Origin of the sequence: Pseudomonas trivialis (genome assembly GCF_001439805.1) — a bacterium.
GTDB classification, from domain to species: Bacteria; Pseudomonadota; Gammaproteobacteria; order Pseudomonadales; family Pseudomonadaceae; genus Aquipseudomonas; species Aquipseudomonas trivialis.
Window position 1 is genome coordinate 106,011 of sequence record NZ_JYLK01000016.1, and the last position, 20,810, is coordinate 126,820.

Here is a 20,810-nt window from a genome sequence, read left to right on the forward strand (position 1 = left end):
ACGAGGGGGAGCCGGTCAAACGGCTCCCCCTCTTTTTTTGCCACACCGAAAATAAACGGTGGGAGGGGGCTTGCGCCGTCCGTTATTTAACGGTCTTGGGCGCCTTGCCTTCCTTCATCTGTTGCAGCAACGGTGCGCACTCGTTGGGCTCGCCGCCGCTCGGCGCCACCAGTGCGAGCAGGCCGGCGGCCGGACCTGCGATCACGCCCAGCGCCACCATGCCGGCGCCACGCAGGGCCAGCGGGATCGCTTTCACGCCGGCATTGGGCTTGATGAACGGCCCGTTCACGTACAGCGGCGAACGCAGCGAGAACAGACGGAAGCCCTTGGATTCCGGGCTGATCGTGAGGTCAAGCTGCTCGGTGGCCATGTTCGCGGTGCCATCGATGTAGATGATGGCATTCTCGGTATCGAACACGAACAGCCGGGTGGTCGCCAGGCCCGTCTTGATGCCGAAGTCGGCCGCCGCACAGTTGATCTTCACTTCCTTGTCGCCGAACAGGCGGCCAACCACGTAGTTACCTACATTGAGCCCGGCGATCTCCATCAGCCCACGGCTGATGGCACCGTCATTGATCAGCATCTTCAGGTCACCGTTGGAACTGCCGAGCAAGGCTGCGACGGAGTTGCCGCGTCCGGTGATGTCGGCATCCCCGTTAAGTTCGCCAAAGCTGGTTTTCATCGGTTCAAAGGTCGGGAACAGCTGCTTGAGCTTGAAGTTGCGCGCGCTGAGTTTCGCGCGACCTTCCATCGGCGTGATACGGCCGTTGAGGCGAATCTGCGCATCGAGCTTGCCGCCAGCCACGCCGAAACGCAGCGGCTCCAGGCTCAGTTCACCGTCGTTGAGCACCACGTGGGTGTAGAGATCGGTGAAGGGCAGGTCGGCGCTGTGCACGATGCGTTTGCCGGTGAATTCCACATCGGCATCCATGTCGCGCCAGCGTTCGGTGCGGAACGCTTCCACCGGCAATACCTTGGTGGCTGGTTGCTTGCTGGCACCGCCTCGGGCTTTTTGCTTGGCGTTGGAGTCGGCGCCGATCAGCGGCGCCAGGTCGGTCATCAGCAACTGGTTGGACACCAGTGTGCCGCTGAGCTTGGGCCGTGGCTGGCTGGCGACGAAGGCCAGGTCGCCGTGGATATCGCTGTTGCCGATCTTGCCGTTGAAATTTTCATAGCGGAACGACGCACCGCTGGCTTCATGCAGCTTGGCGATCAGATGGCCGTCGGTGGAATAGGCCGGCGAATCCGGCAGGGTCACGCCGGTGAGCGGGTAGAGGTTGCCCAGGCTCGCGCCGGCCAGTTTGAGGCGCAGGTCAAGCGCGCCGAGGTTGAGCGGGTCGGTCAGGGTGCCGGCCACGGCAATGCGGGTGTCGCCGACCTGGAGCTGGGCTTGCAGGGGAAACGGTTTGGCCGCGTCCTGCAGGGCCAGCAGACCGCCGATCTTGCCGCTGCCGTCGAGTTTCTGCCCGTGGTACTGGCCTTTGACCTTGAGCCCGAACGCGTAATCCTGCGGCGCGGAGCCTTTTTCCAGGGCCTTTTTAGCGTCGGCATCGCCGACGATTTCGGCAAAGGGAATCGGCTGGCCCAGCGGGTCGATGATCACATCGAGCTGGGTTTTGAGGGTCTGGTCGTCGAGGGTCACATGGCCCTTGTCGAATTTGATGGCGCCGATGTCGACCACCCAGCTGGACGGCTCGGCGTCCGGGTCCTTGGGGTCGAACGTGAAGGTCCAGTTGGCGCGGCCATCGGCCAGGCGCTGCAGTTGGGCACTCGGTTCGGTGAGGTCGATACGCGGGATCGCCACGCGTTGCGCCAGCAGGGCCAGGGGCGAAATGCGCAGCTCGACCTTTTTCAAGGTGACCATCTGCGGCTGCTTCGACCACTCCGGGTTGCCCAGGGTCAGGTCCTCGGCGATCACATGGGGCCACGGCACCCAGGCGCGCCAGCCGCCTTCCTCGGGCTCGCGCTGCCACACCACGGCGAGGTTGCCATTAATGGCGAAAGGGCGGTGCAGTTCTTCGGAGACTTTGGCATTGAGCGGCGGCTTGATGCGGTTCCAGTCGAAAAACACCAGGAACACCACAAACGCAGCGACTAACACAGCGAAGCTGGCGCAGCACCAGGCGATGATTTTACGAGTGCGCGTCATTGCACAAAACTCCTGAACACGAATAGCTGGAATACAGCTCATAAGGGTACGACTGGCAAACCGCAGCGGGGTTTAACCCGCTGGTTGATTTAACCGAAAAATGCTTTTTTCCTGATCGGATCGACAGATTTTGTTTACCCGCCTGCACCATTGCTACCCGCCATTGTGTCGAAAATACCCACTTGGGTGCAAAACCGCGTGCTTGAGAGCCCCGCTCTAGAGCCTTCCGCGCGAACCATCAATTGTGTTGATTATTACCATTGCGTTTATGAACTTTTATATCGATATATCGAGAGTAGCATGCGTCCTGTACCCACTTTATCGCCCTCCCAAGGAGCAACCATCATGAAACGCCAAGTACTCGCTACCGTCCTGCTGTCTGTCCTGGCTTCCAGTGCCTTTGCCCTGCCAGCCGCCGAGCAGACTATCCCACAAAACCAGGCTCAGGCCGTTCAGTCCAGCCAGACCCTGGCCCGTAGCGGCTCGCAAGAAGATGAAAACCGCGACTACGCCAAAGGCGTTGCTGAAAACGGTTCGGAGCAAGCCAACAAACGCGCTTACACCGAAGGCCTGAGCGAAAACGGCCGCCACCGCCTGGAAGAAAAAGGCCTGGTTGAAGGCGGCGCCGAGCAAGCCAACGAGCGCGCCTACACTGAAGGCGTTGCCGAAGGTGGTGCTGATCGTCTGCAAGACCTGCATCAAGCACAGAGCTGAGCCTGTGATGGCCCAGACAGCTCGCTCCGCCATTCGCAGGAGCGAGCTTGCTCGCCAAGGTCACTAACACCGCCGCCCTTGATTTAACGCATTACCCCTCGCTCCACGCCGCCAAGTTCGACGCCGACAAAGCGCTTTTGCTAGAGTGCGTCGCTGTACTTGCCGACAAAGCTCACCCGCCCATGCTGCCCCGTGCCGAACAGAAGCAACAGACACGCCTCGCCCTGATGGACGCAGCCCGCCATCTGATGGAGTGCGGCCGTGGGTTCGGCAGCCTGAGCCTGCGCGAAGTGGCCAGGACGGCCGGGATCGTGCCCACAGGTTTCTACCGGCATTTTGCCGATATGGATCAGCTCGGGCTCGTGCTGGTCAGCGAGGTCGGCCAGACTTTTCGCGCCACTATCCGCTTGGTACGCCACAACGAATTCGTGATGGGCGGCATCATCGATGCCTCGGTGCGGATCTTTCTCGATGTGGTCTCGGCCAACCGTTCGCAATTCCTGTTCCTGGCCCGTGAGCAATACGGCGGCTGCCTCGCCGTGCGTCAGGCCATCGCGGCCCTGCGCGAAGACATCACCCGCGACCTCGCCGCCGACCTCACACGCATGCCCAAGCTGGCGCACCTGCAGGCCGACGGCTTGCATGTGATGGCCGACCTGATCGTCAAGAGCGTGTTCGCCACCCTGCCCGATATCATCGACCCGCCCGCCCATGCCCTGCCTGAACACCTCACGCCCCAGGCCAAAATCACTCAGCAATTGCGCTTTATCTTCATTGGTCTCAAGCATTGGCAAGGTCTGGGCAGCACTGAATAAGCCGCCAGGCAAAAACGCCCCCATCCAGTGCCGCAGCGCACGCAACGCACCACATTGAGTCACACCCTGAATACGTTGCCGCCCTATTCGGAGGCACAGCGACGCGCCCTGACAGGCAATTCCTACAACCGGCCCTGGGTTGGCAAGCCCCTTGCTCTAGCTCCGTTATCGCTCATAGCTGGAAGCCCTCTGATGCTGGTGATCCACCGCCGAATCGCCCCCCAGGCCCAATGGGCCGCCGAGCTGCTGCTCAACTTCGAAGCCCGCAGTAAAAGCCGCCTGCGCTGTTTCAGTGCCGACGGCGAAGACGTCGGCCTGTTTCTGGAGCGTGGCCAGCCGCCGCTGCATGACGGCGAATGCCTGCAGGCTGAAGACGGCCGAGTGGTGCGCGTGTGCGCACGGCCTGAACAACTGCTGCACGTCACCTGCAGCAGCGCCTTTGAACTGACCCGCGCCGCCTATCACCTGGGCAACCGCCACGTGGCCCTGCAAGTCGGCGACGGCTGGTTGCGCCTGCTTGATGATTACGTGCTCAAGGCCATGCTCGAACAGTTGGGCGCGCAGGCCGAAACCATCGAGGCGCCGTTTCAGCCGGAACACGGTGCCTACGGGGGCGGCCATCATCACTCGCGCCATGGCGATGAGGACTTCAACTACCCGCCCAAACTGCATCAATTCGGCGTGCGTACATGAATCCAGCCTGGGCATTGCTGCGCCTGGCCAGTCCGCAATTGCCGATTGGCGGCTACAGCTATTCCCAAGGCCTGGAAATGGCCGTGGACAACGGCCGCGTGCCGGATGCCGCCAGCGCGCGGCGCTGGATCAGCGACCAGTTGCTGCTCAACCTGGCGCGCTTCGAAGCGCCGCTGCTGCTCGCCCACTGCCGCGCCGCCGCTGTTAATGACTGGTCGCAACTGGCGCACCTGTGCGAAGAGCACCGTGCCAGCCGTGAGACCCGCGAGCTGTATCAGGAGAGCCGGCAGATGGGCTACTCGCTGCAGCAACTGCTCAATGGCTTGCCCGAACTGGACGACGCCGCCAGGGATTTCCTCGCTCTGCGCGCCGAACCTCACCTGGCCCTGGGCTGGGCCCTGGCCGCCCGCGCCTGGCACATCAGCCCCGACGACGCTTTGGCCGCCTGGCTGTGGAGCTGGCTGGAAAACCAGCTGGCGGTGCTGATGAAAACCCTGCCCCTGGGCCAGCAAGCCGCGCAGCGCCTGACCAGTGAACTGCTGCCGCTGCTGCAGCAGGCCCAGCAGGACGCCGCGCGCATCGACCCCCACTCACTGGGCAGCGCCGCGTTTGGCCTGTCCCTGGCGTGCATGGCCCACGAGCGCCAATACAGCCGCCTGTTCCGTTCCTAGATTCCCTTGATGTGGAGAAGCACATGAACTCACAACCCCTGCGTGTCGGCATCGGCGGCCCGGTGGGCTCCGGCAAGACCGCCCTCACCCTGGCCCTGTGCCTGGCGCTGCGCGATCGCTACAACCTGGCCGTGGTCACCAACGACATTTATACCCGCGAAGACGCCGATTTTCTGGTGCGCAACCAGGCCCTGGCGCCGGAGCGCATCATCGGCGTGGAAACCGGCGGCTGCCCGCACACGGCGATCCGCGAAGATGCCTCGATCAACCTTGAAGCGGTCGACCAGCTCAACCGGCGCTTTCCTGGCCTGGACCTGATCCTGGTGGAGTCCGGCGGCGACAACCTGTCGGCCACCTTCAGCCCGGAACTGTCGGACCTGACTATCTACGTGATCGATGTGTCGGCCGGCGACAAGCTGCCGCGCAAGGGCGGGCCCGGTATTTGCAAATCCGACCTGCTGGTGATCAACAAGATCGACCTGGCACCGCTGGTGGGCGCCTCGCTGGAGCTGATGAACAGCGACACCCAGCGCATGCGCAACGGTAAACCTTTTGTGTTCAGCAACCAGAAAACCGGCGTCGGCCTGGAAGAGATTGTCGCTTTCATCGAACGCCAGGGCCTGCTGACCAACGCCTGATCAACCCATTACGGAGCCTGTTTATGAGCCTCAACAAACTGTTCGCCACCGCTGCGCTGCTACTGGCCCCTGCCCTGGCCTTCGCCCATCCGGGCCACGGCGATAACGGCCTGGTGGCCGGCATCAGCCATCCCCTGGGCGGCATCGACCACTTGCTGGCCATGCTCGCGGTAGGCCTGTGGGCCGCCCAGCAAAAAGGCGCGGCACGCTGGGCGCTGCCGTGCACCTTCGTCGGCACCATGCTGCTCGGCGGCGTGCTGGGGTTTGAAGGCCTGGCATTGCCGGCGCTGGAAAGCGGCATCGCCGCATCGGTGCTGGCACTGGGCCTGGCGGTGGCGCTGGCGGTGCGTCCGCCGCTGTTTGTGGCAGTGGGTGCGACGGCGCTGTTTGCGTTGTTCCATGGGGTGGCGCATGGCCTGGAACTGCCGGAGATGTCCAGCCCTTGGGCGTATGCGGCGGGGTTTGTCGGTGCGACGGCCATGCTGCATGCGGCCGGTTACGCCGTGGTGCGCGTGCTGCCGGCAGCGGCGGCGCCGTTGGTGCGGGTGGCTGGGGCGGCTTCGGCGGCGACTGGCGTGTGGTTGCTCGCGGGCTGATTTCGGCACCTGTGCCGGCCCCATCGCAAGTCTTCGACTTAGCGCTGTCGCGCAGCAAACTGGAGCCTATGTGGCGAGCGGGCTTGCCCGCGAGGGCGGTGGCGCAGACACCACCGCACCCAAGCCTGCTACCATGCGCGCCTACGCCCCTGCCGTGACGACGCCAGCCGATGCCCAGCGCTTCCCCGCTTTTGAATACCGTACTCACCCATTTCCATGACCTGATCGTGCCGCTCTGGCAAGGCCCGGGCTGGCATGCCGAGCTGGCGCTGCCCTACGAGGCACTCGACGCCGACCACCATCCCTTGCCGCCCCAGCGCTATCGCGCCATGGCCTGCGCCCGTCAGTTGTACCTGTTCGCCAGCCTGATCGGCGAGCCGAAAGCCGACTTTGCGCAAACACGCGCAGCCGCGCTGTTTCGCTCCCTGCAACAGCATTTCCATGACGCCGAGCACGGCGGCTGGTTCTACAGCATCGACCCCGCCGGCCAACCGCTGGATACGCGCAAAGACCTTTACACCCACGCCTTCATCATCTTCGCCTGCGCCCATTACTGGGCCAAGGTGCGCGAGCCGCTGGTGGCGTCGGTCCTCAACGCCGCGCTCGAAGTGGTTGCCCAGCGGTTCGCCAGCGGCGACGGCCTGTACGACGCGGTGCTGGAGCGCGACTGGTCGTCACTGTCGTCCGGCCCGCTGCAAAACCCGTTGATGCACCTGGCCGAGGCGTTCCTCGCCACCCTGGCGGTGCGTGAAGACGCAAACGTGCAAGCCGCCCTGCTGCACCTGGCGACGGCGATGCAGCAGCGCTTCATCGACCCTGGGCACGGCGTGATGCTGGAAAAACCCTTGGGTGCCGTGGATAACTGGTTCGAACCGGGCCACCAGTTCGAATGGTTCTTCCTGCTCGACTCATCAGATGTGCTGCGCGGCACGCCGCTGCATGCATCGCTCAGCCGAGCCTTTGCCTATGCCGAGCTAAAGGGTGTGGATAACGCCAGCGGCGCCGTGAGCGGCATGCTCGACCTGGACGGCAATGTGCGTGATGGCACCCAACGGATCTGGGCCCAGGCTGAATACCTGCGGGCACTGACCTTGCGGCCGGGCAGTGAAGCGGTGTTGCAGCGCCAATTGCTGGCGCTGCAGCAGCATTTCCTGCATGCAAAGGGCTGGCATGAATGCCTGGATGCCAAGGGCACGGTGAGCCGACGGGATATGCCCTCGACCACGCCTTATCATTTGGCGACTTGCTATCAGGGGCTGATCAAGTATCTCGGCTGATCTTTGCGGCCTCATCGGGGGCAAGCCCCCTCCCACATTTGAATGGGTTCGCAAATCGACAGGTGTGAACCGGGGGGTTTGCTCCCGATGGCCGCGACGCGGTTCAAAGCCCTACCTGGCACCACGCTCAATCGCAAACCCTGCCCAGGTTTGACTCACCGGCATCAGCTCCAACCGGTTGATGTTCACATGCGCCGGGGTGTTCATTACCCAGAAGATCGTATCGGCGATATCCTGCGGCTGGATCGGCTCGGCGCCGGCATAGGTGGCGTCATAGCGCGCCTGATCGCCGCCAAAACGCACCAGCGAAAACTCACTCTCGCACAAGCCCGGCTCGATGTTGGTCACGCGCACGCCGGTGCCCTGCAGGTCGCAACGCAGGTTCAGCGAGAACTGCTTCACGAACGCCTTGGAGGCGCCATACACGTGGCTGCCCGGATACGGATAGTTGCCGGCGATGGAGCCCAGGTTGATGATGCCCGCGCCCCGTCCGTGGGCGATCAGGCGCGGCAGCAGCAGGTTGGTGGTGGTCAGCAGGCCCTTGATGTTGGTGTCGACCATGGTCTCCCAATCGTCGAGGCTGCATTTGGGCGCGGGATCGGTGCCCACGGCCAGGCCGGCGTTGTTGATCAGCCCGCGCAGGGTGGCGAACGACGGCGGCAGGTTGGCGATGGCCTCTTCCATGCCCTTGCGGTCACGCACGTCCACCACCAGGCCGTGCACGTCGGTCTGTTTGGAAAGCTCTTCGACCAGCGCATTCAAGCGTTCGGCACGGCGACCGGTAAGCACCAGTTTCCAGCCGGCCTCGGCAAAACGACGGGCGCAGGCTTCGCCGAAACCTGAGGTGGCGCCGGTAATAAACAACGTGTCGGACATGGTGGTCTCCTTGCGAACATCGGGAAAAAGTTGCCAGCAGAATGCCCGTACGCGGCGCTTGCGGCAACCGCCAGGCACACCAGCTGATCATTTTTTGATCGCTTTATTCAACGCCTTGTGAACCGTGGCTTGCAGCCATATGCACGCAGGTTATCCACAGCTGCGCCCACAGTCTTTGGGGGCAAGTCGAACAGGCTTGAAGCCGCTGTACACAAGGCTCGCAGGCGGTTTTAGAAAGTTTTTTGCTTGACCTGGACCGGGCCGTATGTAGGCCTGGGTAAAGAGGGAAAATCCGAACGATGGCTCCAGGCCAGTTAATCCGGCCTCTACGGAGGTCTTTCCAGAGTTTAGTCACAGACTTATCCACAGGCTGATCCGACATGATTCGGTCATATACCTGTGTCTTTAAACAGGTTGACAAACCCTCCGACGAGCCACGCAAAAACCGCTGATCAATAAACAACCACCACGCTGAAAGCCACGTATTTAAAGGCCTTCAGCCAGCTACACCCACGTTACCCACAGCCGGTTCCACAGCGGATGGGGACAAGTCAAAACTGTGACAAAACAGGGATTTGCGGCGGCTATATGTCGCGGTTTGGAGGGGGGCTGGATTTGTTTTCCACAATTTCAAATGCCCCCCAAAACCCATGTAAAACTGCATCAACCCTTCAGATCAATGCCCGCCGAGGTAGGCATTGCGCACGTCCTCGTTCACCAGCAATTCCTTGCCGGTACCTGTGAGGCGAATTTCGCCGTTGACCATCACATACGCGCGGTCCGACAGGCGCAACGCGTGGTTGGCGTTCTGCTCCACCAGAAAGATGGTCATGCCGGTCGCCGCCAGCTCGCGCAGGGTCGAGAAGATCTGCTTCACCACAATCGGCGCCAGGCCCAGGCTCGGCTCGTCCAGCAGCAGCAGCTTGGGCCGGCTCATCAGCGCGCGGGCGATGGCGAGCATTTGCTGCTCGCCGCCGGACATGGTCATGGCACGCTGATTGCGCCGCTCCTTGAGCCGCGGGAACAGCTCGAACATGCGCTGCATGTCTTCCTGCGCGAACTTGTCACCGATGGGGATGGTGCCCATCAGCAGGTTTTCCTCAACGGTCATGTCAGGGAACACCCGCCGCCCTTCCGGCGACTGCGCGATGCCGTTGGAGGCGATGTAATGGGACGACTTGTGGGTAATGTCGACGCCGTTGTACAGAATCTGCCCGGACTCGGCGCGTGGCTGGCCGAAGATCGACATCAGCAGCGTGGATTTACCTGCGCCGTTGGAGCCGATCAGGCTCACGGTTTCGCCTTCGTTGATGTGCAGCGAGACTTTTTTCAGGGCCTGGATCGGGCCGTAGAACACATCCAGGTCCTTCATTTCGAGGATAGGCCCGCTCATACCAGCTCCTCTTCGTCGGCGCCCAGGTAGGCGGCGATCACTTTCGGGTCGTTGCGGATCGCCTCCGGCCCGCCTTCAGCGATCACGTTGCCGTGGTCGAGCACCACAATGTGGTCGGAAATACTCATCACCATGCCCATGTCGTGTTCGATCAGCACTACCGTGAGGTCGTGTTCGTCGCGCAGCAGGCGAATCATCGCGCTGAGGGCTTCGGTTTCCTGAGGGTTGAGGCCGGCGGCCGGTTCGTCCAGGCAGATGATCTGCGGCCGCGTGCACATGGCGCGGGCGATCTCCAGGCGGCGCTGCTGGCCGTAGGACAGTTCGCCGGCCAGGCGGTTGGCGCAGTCCACCAGGTCGACCACTTCCAGCCAGTAGAACGCATGGTCGAGCGCATCGCTTTCGGCCTTGCGGTAGCCCCTGGTGTTGAGGATGCCCGCGAGCATGTTGCGATTGACCCACATGTGCTGGGCCACCAGCAGGTTTTCCAGCACCGACATTTCCTTGAACAGGCGAATGTTCTGGAACGTACGGGCCAGGCCTGCGCGGTTGACCAGGTGGGTGCCGCCGAACATCTTGTAGTACACGCGGCTGAAGAAGCTTTTCGGCGAGACAAAGTCCACGGCCTTGAAACGCTCGCCGAGCAGTTGGATCACGTTGGTCTGCTTGCCACGCACGTTGAGTTCGATCTTGCCGCCGCTGGCTTTGTAAAAGCCGGTGAGGCAGTTGAACACGGTGGTCTTGCCCGCGCCGTTGGGGCCGATCAGGGCGAAGATCGAGTTGCGTTCGACCTTGAGGCTCACATCGCTCAAGGCCTTGATGCCACCGAAGTGCATCATCAAATGTTCCACGCTGAGGACGACTTCCTTGCTCATGGCGCCACTCCTTTACGTGGGGTCACACCGGTTCGGCTGATGCGGATCAACCCGCGTGGTCGCCAGATCATCATCACCACCATCAACACGCCAAACAGCAGCACGCGGTATTCCGAGAAGCTGCGCAGCAGCTCAGGCGCCACGGTCAATACGAACGCCGCGATCACCACGCCCACCGTCGAGCCCATGCCGCCCAGTACCACAATGGCGAGGATCAGCGCCGACTCGAAGAAGGTGAACGAAGACGGGTTCACGAAGCCCTGGTAGCTGGCAAAGAACACCCCGGCCAGGCCGGCAGTCGATGCACCGATGGTGAACGCCGAAAGCTTGACCAGCACATGGTTCAGGCCCATGGAGCGGCAGGCGATCTCATCTTCACGCAGGGCTTCCCAGGCGCGGCCGACCGGCATGCGGGTCAGGCGGTGCTTGATGTAGAGCACGGCCAGCACCACCAGGAACAGCACGATGTAGATGAACAGGAATTTGATATTGGGGTTGTAGTCGATGCCGAAAAATTCGTGGAAGGGTATCCCGCCGTCCTTCGCGCGCCGGCCGAACTCCAGGCCCAGGAAGGTCGGCGACGGCACGGGCATGCCGTTCGGCCCGCCGGTGAACGACAGCCAGTTGTTGAGCACCAGGCGGATGATTTCACCGAAGCCCAGGGTCACGATGGCCAGATAGTCACCGTGCATTCGCAACACCGGGAAGCCGAGTATGCACCCCGCTAACGCCGCCGCGATGGCCGCCAGTGGCAACACGGTCCAGAAGCCCAGGCCGAGGTATTGATAACCCAGCGCCAGGCCATAGGCACCGATGGCGTAGAACGCCACGTAACCGAGGTCGAGCAGCCCGGCCAGGCCGACCACGATGTTCAGGCCCAGGCCGAGCAGCACGTAGATCAGCCCGAGGATCACCACCGTGAGCAGGTACTTGTTGGCGAAGATCGGAAACACGATGGCGATCACGATCAACGCCGGGATGATCCAGCGCAGCCGCGACTTGTAGTCCGGCGCCCGCACATGCACGCCGGAGCCGCTGCTTTCGAAGCCCTGCAGGATCTTCAGGCCCCTGGGGGTTTGCAGGAACAGGCTCATGGCGAAGCGGCCGACCATCACGATGGCCACCAGCAGGCCCACGCGGGCCGGTTCCAGGTTGAAGCTGTAGCCGTCGAGGACCACGCCGACGATCGGACCGAACACGATCAACGAAATCAGCCCGGCAAGGATCGTATCGACCACACTTTTCTTGATATCGACAGGTTTGGCAGCAGACATGTTTACACCTTAGCCACGAGTGGGCGACCCAGCAGGCCCTGGGGACGGAAAATCAGAATCACCACCAGCAGGGAGAAACTGAACACGTCTTTGTAGTCGGAGTTGATCAACCCGGAGAACAGCGACTCGGAAATTCCGAGGATAATCCCGCCGAGCATCGCCCCAGGCAGGGAGCCGATGCCGCCGAGCACCGCTGCGGTAAACGCCTTGATGCCGATGATGAAGCCGGCATAGAAGTCGAAGGTGCCGTAGTTGAGGGTGATCAGCACGCCGGCCAATGCGGCCATGGCGGCGCCGATGACGAAGACATAGGAGATCACACGGTCGGTGTTGATACCGAGGATGGAGGCCATCTTGCGGTCTTGCTGCGTCGCGCGGCACATGCGGCCCAGCTTGGTGTACTTGATGATGTAGGTGAGCAGGGCCATGCCGGCGAACGCCGCCACGAGAATGAACACTTTGGTGTAGGTGAGTTGCACGAACCCGCTGCCGATATCGACGCGCCAGGCGCCGGCCAGCAGGGTCGGGATGCCTTGTTGCTTGGCGCCCTGGGCGATCTGTGCGTAGTTCTGCAGGATCAGCGAAATCCCGATGGCGCTGATCAGCGGAGCCAGTCGGGTGGAGTTGCGCAGCGGTTTGTAGGCAACCCGTTCGATCACCCAGCCGTACACGCCGGTGACCACCACGGTGAAGATCAGGGTCCCGAGAATGAGCAGCGGGAAGGATTCGATGCCGAAATAAGCCAGCAGTGCCAGACTGATCGCCGCGAGGTACGCGGAGATCATATAAACCTCGCCGTGGGCGAAGTTGATCATGCCAATGATGCCGTAGACCATTGTGTAGCCGATGGCGATCAGGCCGTAGACCGACCCGAGGGTCAGGCCGTTGACCAGTTGCTGCAGGAAAATACCATCCATAACGCAAATCTCACGCGGTGAGCACCTGCACACCGGGTGGGTGTGCAGCGCTTCTGGAGGAAAAAACAGATCTCGATAACAACCCCGTCTCCTGTGGGAGGGGGCTTGCTCCCCGATGGCAGTGGGTCAGTCATGCATGTGTTGCCTGACATACCGCTGTCGGGAGCAAGCCCCCTCCCACATTGGAACAGTGGTGCTCAGGCTTACTTCTGTTTTTCCAACTGGTGGTATTTGCCGTCTTTATCCCACTGGTAAACCACGTAGTCGGAGATTTTCAGGTCGCCCTTGGAATCCCAGGCTTTTTCGCCCATGACGGTTTTTACCGGGTGAGCCTTGAGCCACTTAGCAGCGTCTTCGCCCTTGTTGGACTTGGCGCCATTGAAGCCGGCCGCCAGGGCCTGGACCGATGCGTAGGCGTACAGGGTGTAGCCTTCCGGCTCGTAGCCGCTCTTCTGGAACTCTTCCACGACGGTCTTGCTGTCCGGCAGCTTGCGCGGGTCGGCGCCGAAGGTCATGTACACGCCGTCCACGTACTGCTTGCCGCCGGCGGTGGCGACCAGTTCGTCGGTGACGATGCCGTCATCGGACATGAACTTGACGTCCTTGAGGCCCGCTTCACGGATCTGGCGCACCAGAGGGCCGGCTTCCGGGTGCAGGCCGCCGAAGTACACGACGTCGGCGCCGGTGGAGCGAATTTTGGTGACCAGGGCGCTGAAGTCTTTCTCGCCACGGGTGAGGCCTTCTTCCAGCACCGGCTTGACGCCGCGCTTGGTCAACTGGGCGGCGGTGGCGTCGGCCAGGCCTTTGCCGTAGGTGTCCTTGTCGTTGATGACCGCGACTTTCTTGCCCTTGAGCACGTCGACGATGTAGTCGCCGGCGACGACGCCCTGCTGGTCGTCACGCCCGCACATGCGGAACATCGCGCCCAGGCCGCGCTCGGTGACTTGCGGGTTGGTGGAGCCCGGCGTGATCGCAATGATGCCGGCCTCGTCATACACCTCGGACGCCGGGATGGTGTTGGAGGAGCAGAAGTGCCCGACCACGCCGATCACTTTGTCCTGGTCGGCCAGACGGTTGGCCACGGCCACGGCCTGTTTGGGCTCGCACGCGTCATCGCCGGCCACCAGCACAATTTTTTCGCCATTGATGCCGCCGGCCTTGTTGATCACATCGGCCGCCGCCTGGGCACCCTTCATGTACTGCTCACCGAAAGCAGCGTTGGCGCCCGTCATCGGGCCTGCCACGCCGATCTTCACATCAGCTTGAACAAACGTAGAAACACCCAGCGCTGCTGCAACAGCGAGGGCCAGAAAACCTTTCTTGTAAAACGTCTGAGACATGAGTGGTGCTCCGTATTTTTGATTTTAGGCACGACGACTTGCATTCAATCCTTTCACGGAAAGCTCAGAGCAAGCCGCGTGCCATTACTTTTTTATTCTTCAAAAAGACACCGTGTCATTGTTATTGCAGGCGTTTCGGCGCCACTTGCCAGTGCGTGCAACCCTCAAGCTCAGAGAGGTGCAACCCGCAAGCGAAAAAAGTACAACCCGGTGCGGTGGCACCTGCAACCGGACGCGCAAACGACAGCCGCCGCGCGTGTAACAACAGGCGTAACGGAACTGCACATTTACAGTGCGCGATTGCTACGACTTGCACCAATACAGATGGGAAGCCTGCCAGGAAGAGGCAGGCTTTTACGCGCCAGGTCGCTGATCAGATCACGATGCGCAGGCATTGCCCGGCGTGATACAGCGAGAATCCCGCTTCGTACAGACAGCTGCGCACGCCCGCGCCATTCACGGGCTGCATCGGCGCAAATGGAATCGGCAAGGCCTGGGGACTCTGGTGACACAGATAATCGGCAAACGCCTTGCCGACCACACTGCCGGTGGTGACGCCGCGCCCGTTGTAGCCAGTGACGGCAACCAGTCCCGGCGCCGGTTCGAACAGGCGCATCAGGTGATCCGGGGTGAACGCGATGCAACCGGTCCAGGTGAATTCCCACTGCACCGACTTGAGGTACGGGAAGTAATGCTGTTGCACCCGATCAGCCCACGCCTTGAGGAACCAGCCCGGTTTCTGGTTGCCGTTGCCCAGACTGCCGAGCAGCAGGCGGCCATCGGCGTCGCGGCGAATGCTGCTGAGCACCTGGCGGGTGTCCCAGGATCCCTGGCCGCCGGGAAGGATTTGCCGCGCGGCGTCATCGGTAAGCGGGGCGGAGGCGACCTGATAGTAATAACCGGGGAAAAAATTACGCCGCAGCTCGGTCCATTCGCCTTCGGTGTAGGCATTGGAGGCGATCACCACCTGGGCCGCCTGCACCGACCCCTGAGCGGTCTGCACGGACCAGTTCGCGCCCTGGCGTTCCAATTGGGTGACCGGGGAATGATCGAACATCTGCCCGCCCAGGCCGGCCGCGGCGTTCGCAAGGCCCGTGGTGTATGCCATCGGGTTCAATGTGCCGGCGCGCCTGTCGAGCAGGGCGGCAGAAATTTTGCGAGTGCCGGTGGCTTGTTCGCAGGCCTGGCCGGTCAGCAACTCGACCGGCGCGCCACGGCGTTTCCACTGTTCTTCACGACTGCGCAAATCCGCCTCGCCACGGGCGTTGTGCGCCATATGCAAGGTGCCCTCGCGGCGCAGTTGGCAATCGATGTTGTAGGTGTCGATCAGGCTGAACACCAGCGACGGCGCCGCACCCAGCATGCGGTTGAGCTGGCTGCCCACCGCTTCGCCGAAACCGGCTTCGATCTCGTCCGGCGGGATCCACAGGCCGGCATTCACCAGCCCGACGTTACGCCCCGACCCGCCGTGGCCGGTGCGATGGGCCTCGAGCACGGCGACGCTTTTGCCCTGCTCCAGCAGGTGAATGGCTGCCGACAACCCGGTGATGCCGGCGCCGATCACGCACACATCCACCTTGACCTCGCCCTTGAGCGCCGTGCGATCCGGCCGCCCTGGGGTGAGGTGTTCCCACAAACATGCTTCGCGCAGTGCCATTGCCAGACTCCGATGAGACCCAACAAACAACCATTCTTGATGTGCAAATGCGATCAACTGTGGGAGCAAGCGCCCTCCCACATTGACCGCGCTCCGCCTTGGGGAATCAGTCGAAGGTGATGCCCTGCGCCAGCGGCAGCTCCAGCGAGTAGTTCACGGTATTGGTCTGGCGACGCATGTACCCGCGCCAGGCATCCGAACCCGACTCACGCCCACCGCCGGTCTCTTTCTCGCCGCCGAACGCACCACCGATCTCCGCACCGCTCGGGCCGATGTTGACGTTGGCGATGCCGCAGTCGCTGCCCACCGCCGACATGAATTGCTCGGCCTCGCGCACATCAAGGGTGAAGATGCACGACGACAGGCCCTGGGGCACGGCGTTGTTCAGGCGCAGGGCTTCGGCAAAATCGCTGTAGCCGACCACATAAAGGATCGGCGCGAAGGTTTCGCTGCACACCACGTCGCTCTGCTCAGGCATCTCCACAATGGCCGGCGACACGTAGTACGCATTGGGGAATTTATCCTCCAGTTGACGCTGGCCGCCGAACACCTTGCCGCCTTCGCTCAACGCCTGTTCCAGGGCGTCCTGCATGGCGTCGAAACCGTGTTTGTCGATCAGCGGGCCGATCAGGTTGCCTTCCAGCGGGTGGCCGATGCGCACCTTGGCATAGGCGGCCTTGAGGCGGGTGACGATTTCCTCCTTGACCGACTCATGGGCGATCAGGCGGCGCAGGGTGGTGCAACGCTGGCCGGCGGTGCCGACGGCGCTGAACAGGATGGCGCGTACGGCCATGTCCAGGTCGGCGCTGGGGCCGAGGATCATCGCGTTGTTGCCGCCCAGCTCGAGGATGCTGCGGGCAAAGCGTGCGGCGACCCTGGGCGCCACTTCGCGGCCCATGCGGGTGCTGCCGGTGGCGCTGATCAGCGCCACGCGCGGGTCGTCCACCAGGGCTGCACCGGCGTCACGGCCGCCGATGATCACCTGGCTCAGGTACTCCGGGGCGCCATCGAAGGTCTTCAGCACGCGCTCGAACAAGGCCTGGCAGGCCAGGGCAGTGAGCGGGGTCTTCTCGGACGGCTTCCAGATCACCGCATTGCCGCACACCAGCGCCAGGGCGGTGTTCCACGCCCACACGGCCACCGGAAAGTTGAACGCGCTGATCACGCCGACCACGCCCAGCGGGTGCCAGGTTTCACGCATGTGGTGGCCGGGACGCTCGGAGGCGATGGTCAGGCCGTAGAGCTGACGCGAAAGGCCGACGGCGAAGTCGCAGATGTCGATCATTTCCTGCACTTCGCCCAGGCCTTCCTGGGTGATCTTGCCGGCTTCCCAGGACACGAGTTCGCCCAGGTCGGCCTTGTATTGGCGCAGCACGTCACCAAACTGACGCACCAGCTCGCCGCGACGCGGTGCCGGCACGTTGCGCCAGGCGTCGAATGCATGCTCGGCACGACTGACCTGTTGCTCCACCTCGGCGGCACCTTCCCAGTGCACACTGCCGATCCGGCTGCCATCAATCGGCGAATGCACGGGCTGTTTACCCGCCTGGTACAGCGCCGGGTTCACGCCGAGACGATCAAGCAATGCGGCAACCATGGATCACTCCTTCAATCTGCAGACAAAAAATCGCGCCGCCACACCCACGGCCATTCAGGTCCTATTTGTAGCTGGCCCAACACTTGCCAACAAACGACGATTAGGCGAGATATCATTCCGTTTATTCATGCAAAGAATAAAATAGAGGCGTGCCGTGCTGAACAAACGCTATTTGCCCTCGATCACCGCTCTGCAGTGCTTCGAAGCGGCCACCCGCCACCTGAGCTTCACCCGCGCCGCCGAGGAACTCAACCTCACGCAAAGCGCGGTGAGCAAGCAGGTGGCGCAGTTGGAAGAGTTGCTGCAACACCTGCTGTTTCGCCGCGTGCGCCGCCGCCTGCAAATGACCCCGGCGGGGGATCTTTACCTGGTGGAAGTGCGCAAGATCCTCACGCAGGTAGAGATGTCCACGCACTACCTGCGCTCCTACGGCGGCGAGACCGAAGTGCTGCGGGTGTCCACGCCCTACACGTTCGGCGCGCGCTGGCTGGTGCCGCGCCTCAAGGGCTGGCGTTTGCGTCACCCGCAGATTCATCTGGACCTGTGCAACGAGCAGGAACCGGACGATCTGCTCCAAGGCAAGGCCGACATGGCGTTCTACTTCGGTCAGGGTTCACGGCCCGGCACCGAAAGCCTGAAGCTGTTCAGCGAAGAGCTGGTGCCGGTGTGCGCCCCGGAAAGCCTGCCCGCGACGCCGTTCACCAACCCCACGCAACTCAGCGATCTGGTGCTGCTGCAAAATGCCTCGCGGCCCCAGGGCTGGCATGACTGGTTTGCCGATCTGGGTTTGCATACCGAGCACAGCTATCACGGGCCGCGTTTTGAAACCTTCTATATGTGCATTCGCGCGGCGCAGGTGGGCTGTGGCGTGGCGCTGCTGCCGCGCTTTCTGGTGGAGGAGGAACTGGCCGACGGCAAGCTGGTAATGCCCTGGCAGCATGCAATGCCGAGTCAGGATGCGTATTACCTGGCGTATCCGGAGCATTCGGCCGAGGTGCCCAAGGTGCGCGAATTTGTAAAGTGGATGATGGAGCAAGTCATTTAGTGCCTGGAATACCGCTATCGGGAGCAAGCCCCCTCCCACACTAGTACGCGGTCAACTGTGGGAGGGGGCTTGCTCCCGATAGCGCCAGTGGCCTCACCCAAAAAAATCACTGGCAAAACCCTACAGGTCTATGCGCCACTAGCCCTTTCCTCAATTATGCGTAAAGGTCGGCGCCCATCGCCGACCCGTCTGGAGATTCCCGTTATGAGCGAGAGTGTGTTTGCCGATCGCATCGTGCAGAACCTGCTCGACACCGACTTCTACAAGCTGACCATGATGCAGGCGGTGCTGCACAACTACCCGAACGTGGAAGTTGAATGGGAGTTTCGTTGCCGTAACAGCGAGGACCTGCGTCCGTACCTGGCAGAGATCCGCTACCAGATCGAGCGTCTCGCCGAGCTGAGCCTGAGCCCCGACCAATTGGGTTTCCTGGAACGCATCAGCTTCATGAAGCCGGACTTTTTGCGCTTCCTCGGGCTGTTTCGCTTCAACCTGCGCTACGTGCAGACCGGTATCGAAAACGGCGAGCTGTTTATCCGCCTGCGCGGGCCGTGGCTGCATGTGATCCTGTTTGAAGTGCCGATGCTGGCGATTGTCAGCGAAGTGCGTAACCGCTACCGCTACCAGAGCGTGATCCTCGAACAGGCGCGCGAGCAGCTGTATCGCAAGTTCGACTGGCTGACCGCCCATGCGAGCAGCGAGGAGCTGGCGGAGCTGCAAGTGGCGGATTTCGGCACGCGCCGACGCTTTTCCTACCGCGTGCAGGAAGAAGTGGTGAGCGTGCTCAAGCACGATTTCCCCGGGCGCTTCGTGGGCACCAGCAACGTGCACCTGGCCCGCGAATTCGACATGAAGCCGCTGGGCACCATGGCCCACGAGTGGATCATGGCCCACCAGCAACTCGGCCCGCGCCTGATCGACAGCCAGATCGCCGCGCTCGACTGCTGGGTGCGCGAATACCGGGGCCTGCTCGGCATCGCCCTGACCGACTGCATCACCACCGACGCGTTCCTCGGCGACTTCGATCTGTACTTCGCCAAGCTGTTCGACGGCCTGCGCCACGACTCCGGCGACCCGGTGCAATGGGCTGAAAAAGCCATCGCCCACTATCACAAACTGGGCATCGAGCCGATGAGCAAGACCCTGGTGTTCTCCGACAGCCTGACGTTGCCCAAGGCGCTGGAGATATTCCGTGCGCTGCGCGGTCGCATCAATGTGAGCTTTGGGATCGGCACCAACCTGACCTGCGACATTCCAGGGGTGGAGCCGATGAGCATCGTGCTTAAAATGACTGCCTGCAATGGCCAGCCCGTCGCGAAGATTTCCGATGAAGCGGGCAAGACCCACTGCACCGACCCCAATTTCGTCGCCTATTTGCGTCACGTTTTTAAAGTACCTGCCCTATCCAGCAAGGAGTGAACCATGCAAGCCGTACAGCGTGAAATTGCGCAGCAGCTCAAGGTCCAGGCGCCGTTCAACGACCAGGCAGCCCTTGAGGCCGAAGTGGTCAGGCGCATAACGTTTATCCAGGACTGCCTGCGCAATTCCGGACTCAAGGCCCTGGTGCTGGGCATCAGCGGCGGCGTCGACTCCCTCACTGCGGGCCTTTTGGCCCAGCGCGCGATGCAGGAACTGCGCGCCAGCAGCGGCGACGAGGCCTATCGCTTTATCGCGGTGCGCCTGCCCTACGAAACCCAGTTCGACGAACTCGATGCCCAGGCTTCGGTCGACTTCATCAACCCGCACGAGCGCCACACCGTGAACATCGGCCCGGCGGTGAAAGCCCTGGCCACTGAAGTGTCGGCGTTTGAAGACAAGCCCGCCGCGTCCCGCGATTTTGTGCTGGGCAACACCAAAGCGCGCATGCGCATGGTGGCGCAGTACACCATCGCCGGTGCGGCCGGTGGCCTGGTGATCGGCACTGACCATGCGGCGGAAGCGGTGATGGGGTTCTTCACCAAGTTCGGCGATGGCGCCTGCGACCTGGCCCCCTTGAGCGGGTTGGTGAAAAACCAGGTGCGCGCGATTGCGCGTTATTTTGGCGCGCCGGAGTCGCTGGTCGAGAAAGTGCCGACGGCGGACCTGGAAGACTTGTCGCCGGGCAAGCCGGATGAAGCGTCACATGGCGTGACCTATGCCGAAATCGATGCGTTCCTGCACGGTGAGCCGGTGCGCGAAGAGGCGTTCCGGATTATCTGCGAGACGTATCGCAAGACCGAGCACAAGCGAGTGATGCCGTTTGCGCCGTGAGGCAGGTCAGAAAGTGTCGTGTTGATTGCTGAACGG

The 20,810-nt window shown here is 62.3% G+C and carries 19 protein-coding genes; 10 read left to right on the top strand and 9 right to left on the bottom strand.

Going from position 1 to position 20,810, the window contains the following annotated elements; genetic code table 11:
- Positions 1 to 82: 82 nt before the first annotated feature.
- The gene (locus tag TU79_RS20615; RefSeq protein ID WP_057009726.1) at positions 83 to 2,149 is read right to left on the bottom strand and encodes an AsmA family protein; all 2,067 of its coding nucleotides are present in this window, start codon (positions 2,147 to 2,149) and stop codon (positions 83 to 85) included.
- A 345-nt stretch (positions 2,150 to 2,494) separates the two neighbouring features.
- On the opposite strand from TU79_RS20615, the gene TU79_RS20620 reads away from it, so the two are divergent.
- The 7 genes from TU79_RS20620 (at position 2,495) to TU79_RS20650 (ending at position 7,553) form a co-directional block, all read left to right on the top strand.
- Entirely contained in the window at positions 2,495 to 2,863 is a 369-nt protein-coding gene (locus TU79_RS20620) for a hypothetical protein (RefSeq protein ID WP_057009727.1), read from the top strand.
- Positions 2,864 to 3,045: 182 nt separating this feature from the next.
- A complete protein-coding gene (locus TU79_RS20625) occupies positions 3,046 to 3,678 on the top strand; it encodes a TetR family transcriptional regulator (RefSeq protein WP_057009760.1) in 633 nt (210 codons plus the stop codon).
- 192 nt (positions 3,679 to 3,870) lie between these two features.
- Positions 3,871 to 4,371, top strand: coding sequence for an urease accessory protein UreE (gene ureE, locus TU79_RS20630; RefSeq protein WP_057009728.1), 501 nt, complete (start codon positions 3,871 to 3,873; stop codon positions 4,369 to 4,371).
- Positions 4,368 to 5,042, top strand: a complete 675-nt coding sequence (locus tag TU79_RS20635; protein ID WP_057009729.1) for an urease accessory protein UreF — start codon at positions 4,368 to 4,370, stop codon at positions 5,040 to 5,042. The genes ureE and TU79_RS20635 overlap by 4 nt, the downstream gene beginning before the upstream one ends.
- 23 nt (positions 5,043 to 5,065) lie before the next feature.
- Positions 5,066 to 5,680, top strand: coding sequence for an urease accessory protein UreG (ureG, locus tag TU79_RS20640; protein ID WP_057009730.1), 615 nt, complete (start codon positions 5,066 to 5,068; stop codon positions 5,678 to 5,680).
- A 23-nt stretch (positions 5,681 to 5,703) separates the two neighbouring features.
- Positions 5,704 to 6,276, top strand: a complete 573-nt coding sequence (locus TU79_RS20645; protein ID WP_057009731.1) for a HupE/UreJ family protein — start codon at positions 5,704 to 5,706, stop codon at positions 6,274 to 6,276.
- 170 nt (positions 6,277 to 6,446) lie between these two features.
- Entirely contained in the window at positions 6,447 to 7,553 is a 1,107-nt protein-coding gene (locus TU79_RS20650) for an AGE family epimerase/isomerase (protein WP_057009732.1), read from the top strand.
- 111 nt (positions 7,554 to 7,664) lie between these two features.
- Here the strand turns inward: TU79_RS20650 and TU79_RS20655 are convergent, their stop codons facing one another.
- From TU79_RS20655 to amaB, 8 genes are all read right to left on the bottom strand, one after another.
- The gene (locus TU79_RS20655) at positions 7,665 to 8,429 is read right to left on the bottom strand and encodes an SDR family oxidoreductase (RefSeq protein ID WP_057009733.1); all 765 of its coding nucleotides are present in this window, start codon (positions 8,427 to 8,429) and stop codon (positions 7,665 to 7,667) included.
- Positions 8,430 to 9,105: 676 nt separating this feature from the next.
- A complete protein-coding gene (locus tag TU79_RS20660; RefSeq protein WP_003236180.1) occupies positions 9,106 to 9,822 on the bottom strand; it encodes an ABC transporter ATP-binding protein in 717 nt (238 codons plus the stop codon).
- Entirely contained in the window at positions 9,819 to 10,694 is an 876-nt protein-coding gene (locus TU79_RS20665) for an ABC transporter ATP-binding protein (protein WP_057009734.1), read from the bottom strand. Before TU79_RS20665 ends, TU79_RS20660 begins: the two co-directional genes overlap by 4 nt.
- The gene (livM, locus tag TU79_RS20670; protein WP_057009735.1) at positions 10,691 to 11,968 is read right to left on the bottom strand and encodes a high-affinity branched-chain amino acid ABC transporter permease LivM; all 1,278 of its coding nucleotides are present in this window, start codon (positions 11,966 to 11,968) and stop codon (positions 10,691 to 10,693) included. Before livM ends, TU79_RS20665 begins: the two co-directional genes overlap by 4 nt.
- 2 nt (positions 11,969 to 11,970) lie before the next feature.
- Positions 11,971 to 12,885, bottom strand: a complete 915-nt coding sequence (locus TU79_RS20675; RefSeq protein ID WP_003236186.1) for an ABC transporter permease subunit — start codon at positions 12,883 to 12,885, stop codon at positions 11,971 to 11,973.
- Positions 12,886 to 13,088: 203 nt separating this feature from the next.
- The gene (locus TU79_RS20680) at positions 13,089 to 14,225 is read right to left on the bottom strand and encodes a branched-chain amino acid ABC transporter substrate-binding protein (protein WP_057009736.1); all 1,137 of its coding nucleotides are present in this window, start codon (positions 14,223 to 14,225) and stop codon (positions 13,089 to 13,091) included.
- Positions 14,226 to 14,598: 373 nt separating this feature from the next.
- Positions 14,599 to 15,882: an L-pipecolate oxidase gene (amaA, locus tag TU79_RS20685; RefSeq protein WP_057009737.1), complete on the bottom strand. Its 1,284-nt coding sequence runs from the start codon at positions 15,880 to 15,882 to the stop codon at positions 14,599 to 14,601.
- Positions 15,883 to 15,988: 106 nt separating this feature from the next.
- Complete coding sequence (amaB, locus tag TU79_RS20690) at positions 15,989 to 17,479, bottom strand: L-piperidine-6-carboxylate dehydrogenase (RefSeq protein WP_057009738.1); 1,491 nt, start codon at positions 17,477 to 17,479, stop codon at positions 15,989 to 15,991.
- Positions 17,480 to 17,633: 154 nt separating this feature from the next.
- Between amaB and TU79_RS20695 the strand changes: the two genes are divergently transcribed.
- The 3 genes from TU79_RS20695 (at position 17,634) to nadE (ending at position 20,774) form a co-directional block, all read left to right on the top strand.
- A complete protein-coding gene (locus tag TU79_RS20695; protein WP_057009739.1) occupies positions 17,634 to 18,524 on the top strand; it encodes a LysR family transcriptional regulator in 891 nt (296 codons plus the stop codon).
- Between the two features lie 204 nt (positions 18,525 to 18,728).
- Complete coding sequence (gene pncB, locus TU79_RS20700; protein ID WP_057009740.1) at positions 18,729 to 19,943, top strand: nicotinate phosphoribosyltransferase; 1,215 nt, start codon at positions 18,729 to 18,731, stop codon at positions 19,941 to 19,943.
- Between the two features lie 3 nt (positions 19,944 to 19,946).
- Positions 19,947 to 20,774, top strand: coding sequence for an NAD(+) synthase (gene nadE / locus TU79_RS20705; protein WP_057009741.1), 828 nt, complete (start codon positions 19,947 to 19,949; stop codon positions 20,772 to 20,774).
- Positions 20,775 to 20,810: the final 36 nt, after the last annotated feature.

Bases quoted from the DNA above. Each gene is read 5' to 3' on its own strand.
- TU79_RS20615 (WP_057009726.1), bottom strand. From the start codon at position 2,149: ATGACGCGCACTCGTAAAATCATCGCCTGGTGCTGCGCCAGCTTCGCT.
- TU79_RS20620 (WP_057009727.1), top strand. From the start codon at position 2,495: ATGAAACGCCAAGTACTCGCTACCGTCCTGCTGTCTGTCCTGGCTTCC.
- TU79_RS20625 (WP_057009760.1), top strand. From the start codon at position 3,046: ATGCTGCCCCGTGCCGAACAGAAGCAACAGACACGCCTCGCCCTGATG.
- ureE (WP_057009728.1), top strand. From the start codon at position 3,871: ATGCTGGTGATCCACCGCCGAATCGCCCCCCAGGCCCAATGGGCCGCC.
- TU79_RS20635 (WP_057009729.1), top strand. From the start codon at position 4,368: ATGAATCCAGCCTGGGCATTGCTGCGCCTGGCCAGTCCGCAATTGCCG.
- ureG (WP_057009730.1), top strand. From the start codon at position 5,066: ATGAACTCACAACCCCTGCGTGTCGGCATCGGCGGCCCGGTGGGCTCC.
- TU79_RS20645 (WP_057009731.1), top strand. From the start codon at position 5,704: ATGAGCCTCAACAAACTGTTCGCCACCGCTGCGCTGCTACTGGCCCCT.
- TU79_RS20650 (WP_057009732.1), top strand. From the start codon at position 6,447: ATGCCCAGCGCTTCCCCGCTTTTGAATACCGTACTCACCCATTTCCAT.
- TU79_RS20655 (WP_057009733.1), bottom strand. From the start codon at position 8,429: ATGTCCGACACGTTGTTTATTACCGGCGCCACCTCAGGTTTCGGCGAA.
- TU79_RS20660 (WP_003236180.1), bottom strand. From the start codon at position 9,822: ATGAGCGGGCCTATCCTCGAAATGAAGGACCTGGATGTGTTCTACGGC.
- TU79_RS20665 (WP_057009734.1), bottom strand. From the start codon at position 10,694: ATGAGCAAGGAAGTCGTCCTCAGCGTGGAACATTTGATGATGCACTTC.
- livM (WP_057009735.1), bottom strand. From the start codon at position 11,968: ATGTCTGCTGCCAAACCTGTCGATATCAAGAAAAGTGTGGTCGATACG.
- TU79_RS20675 (WP_003236186.1), bottom strand. From the start codon at position 12,885: ATGGATGGTATTTTCCTGCAGCAACTGGTCAACGGCCTGACCCTCGGG.
- TU79_RS20680 (WP_057009736.1), bottom strand. From the start codon at position 14,225: ATGTCTCAGACGTTTTACAAGAAAGGTTTTCTGGCCCTCGCTGTTGCA.
- amaA (WP_057009737.1), bottom strand. From the start codon at position 15,882: ATGGCACTGCGCGAAGCATGTTTGTGGGAACACCTCACCCCAGGGCGG.
- amaB (WP_057009738.1), bottom strand. From the start codon at position 17,479: ATGGTTGCCGCATTGCTTGATCGTCTCGGCGTGAACCCGGCGCTGTAC.
- pncB (WP_057009740.1), top strand. From the start codon at position 18,729: ATGAGCGAGAGTGTGTTTGCCGATCGCATCGTGCAGAACCTGCTCGAC.
- nadE (WP_057009741.1), top strand. From the start codon at position 19,947: ATGCAAGCCGTACAGCGTGAAATTGCGCAGCAGCTCAAGGTCCAGGCG.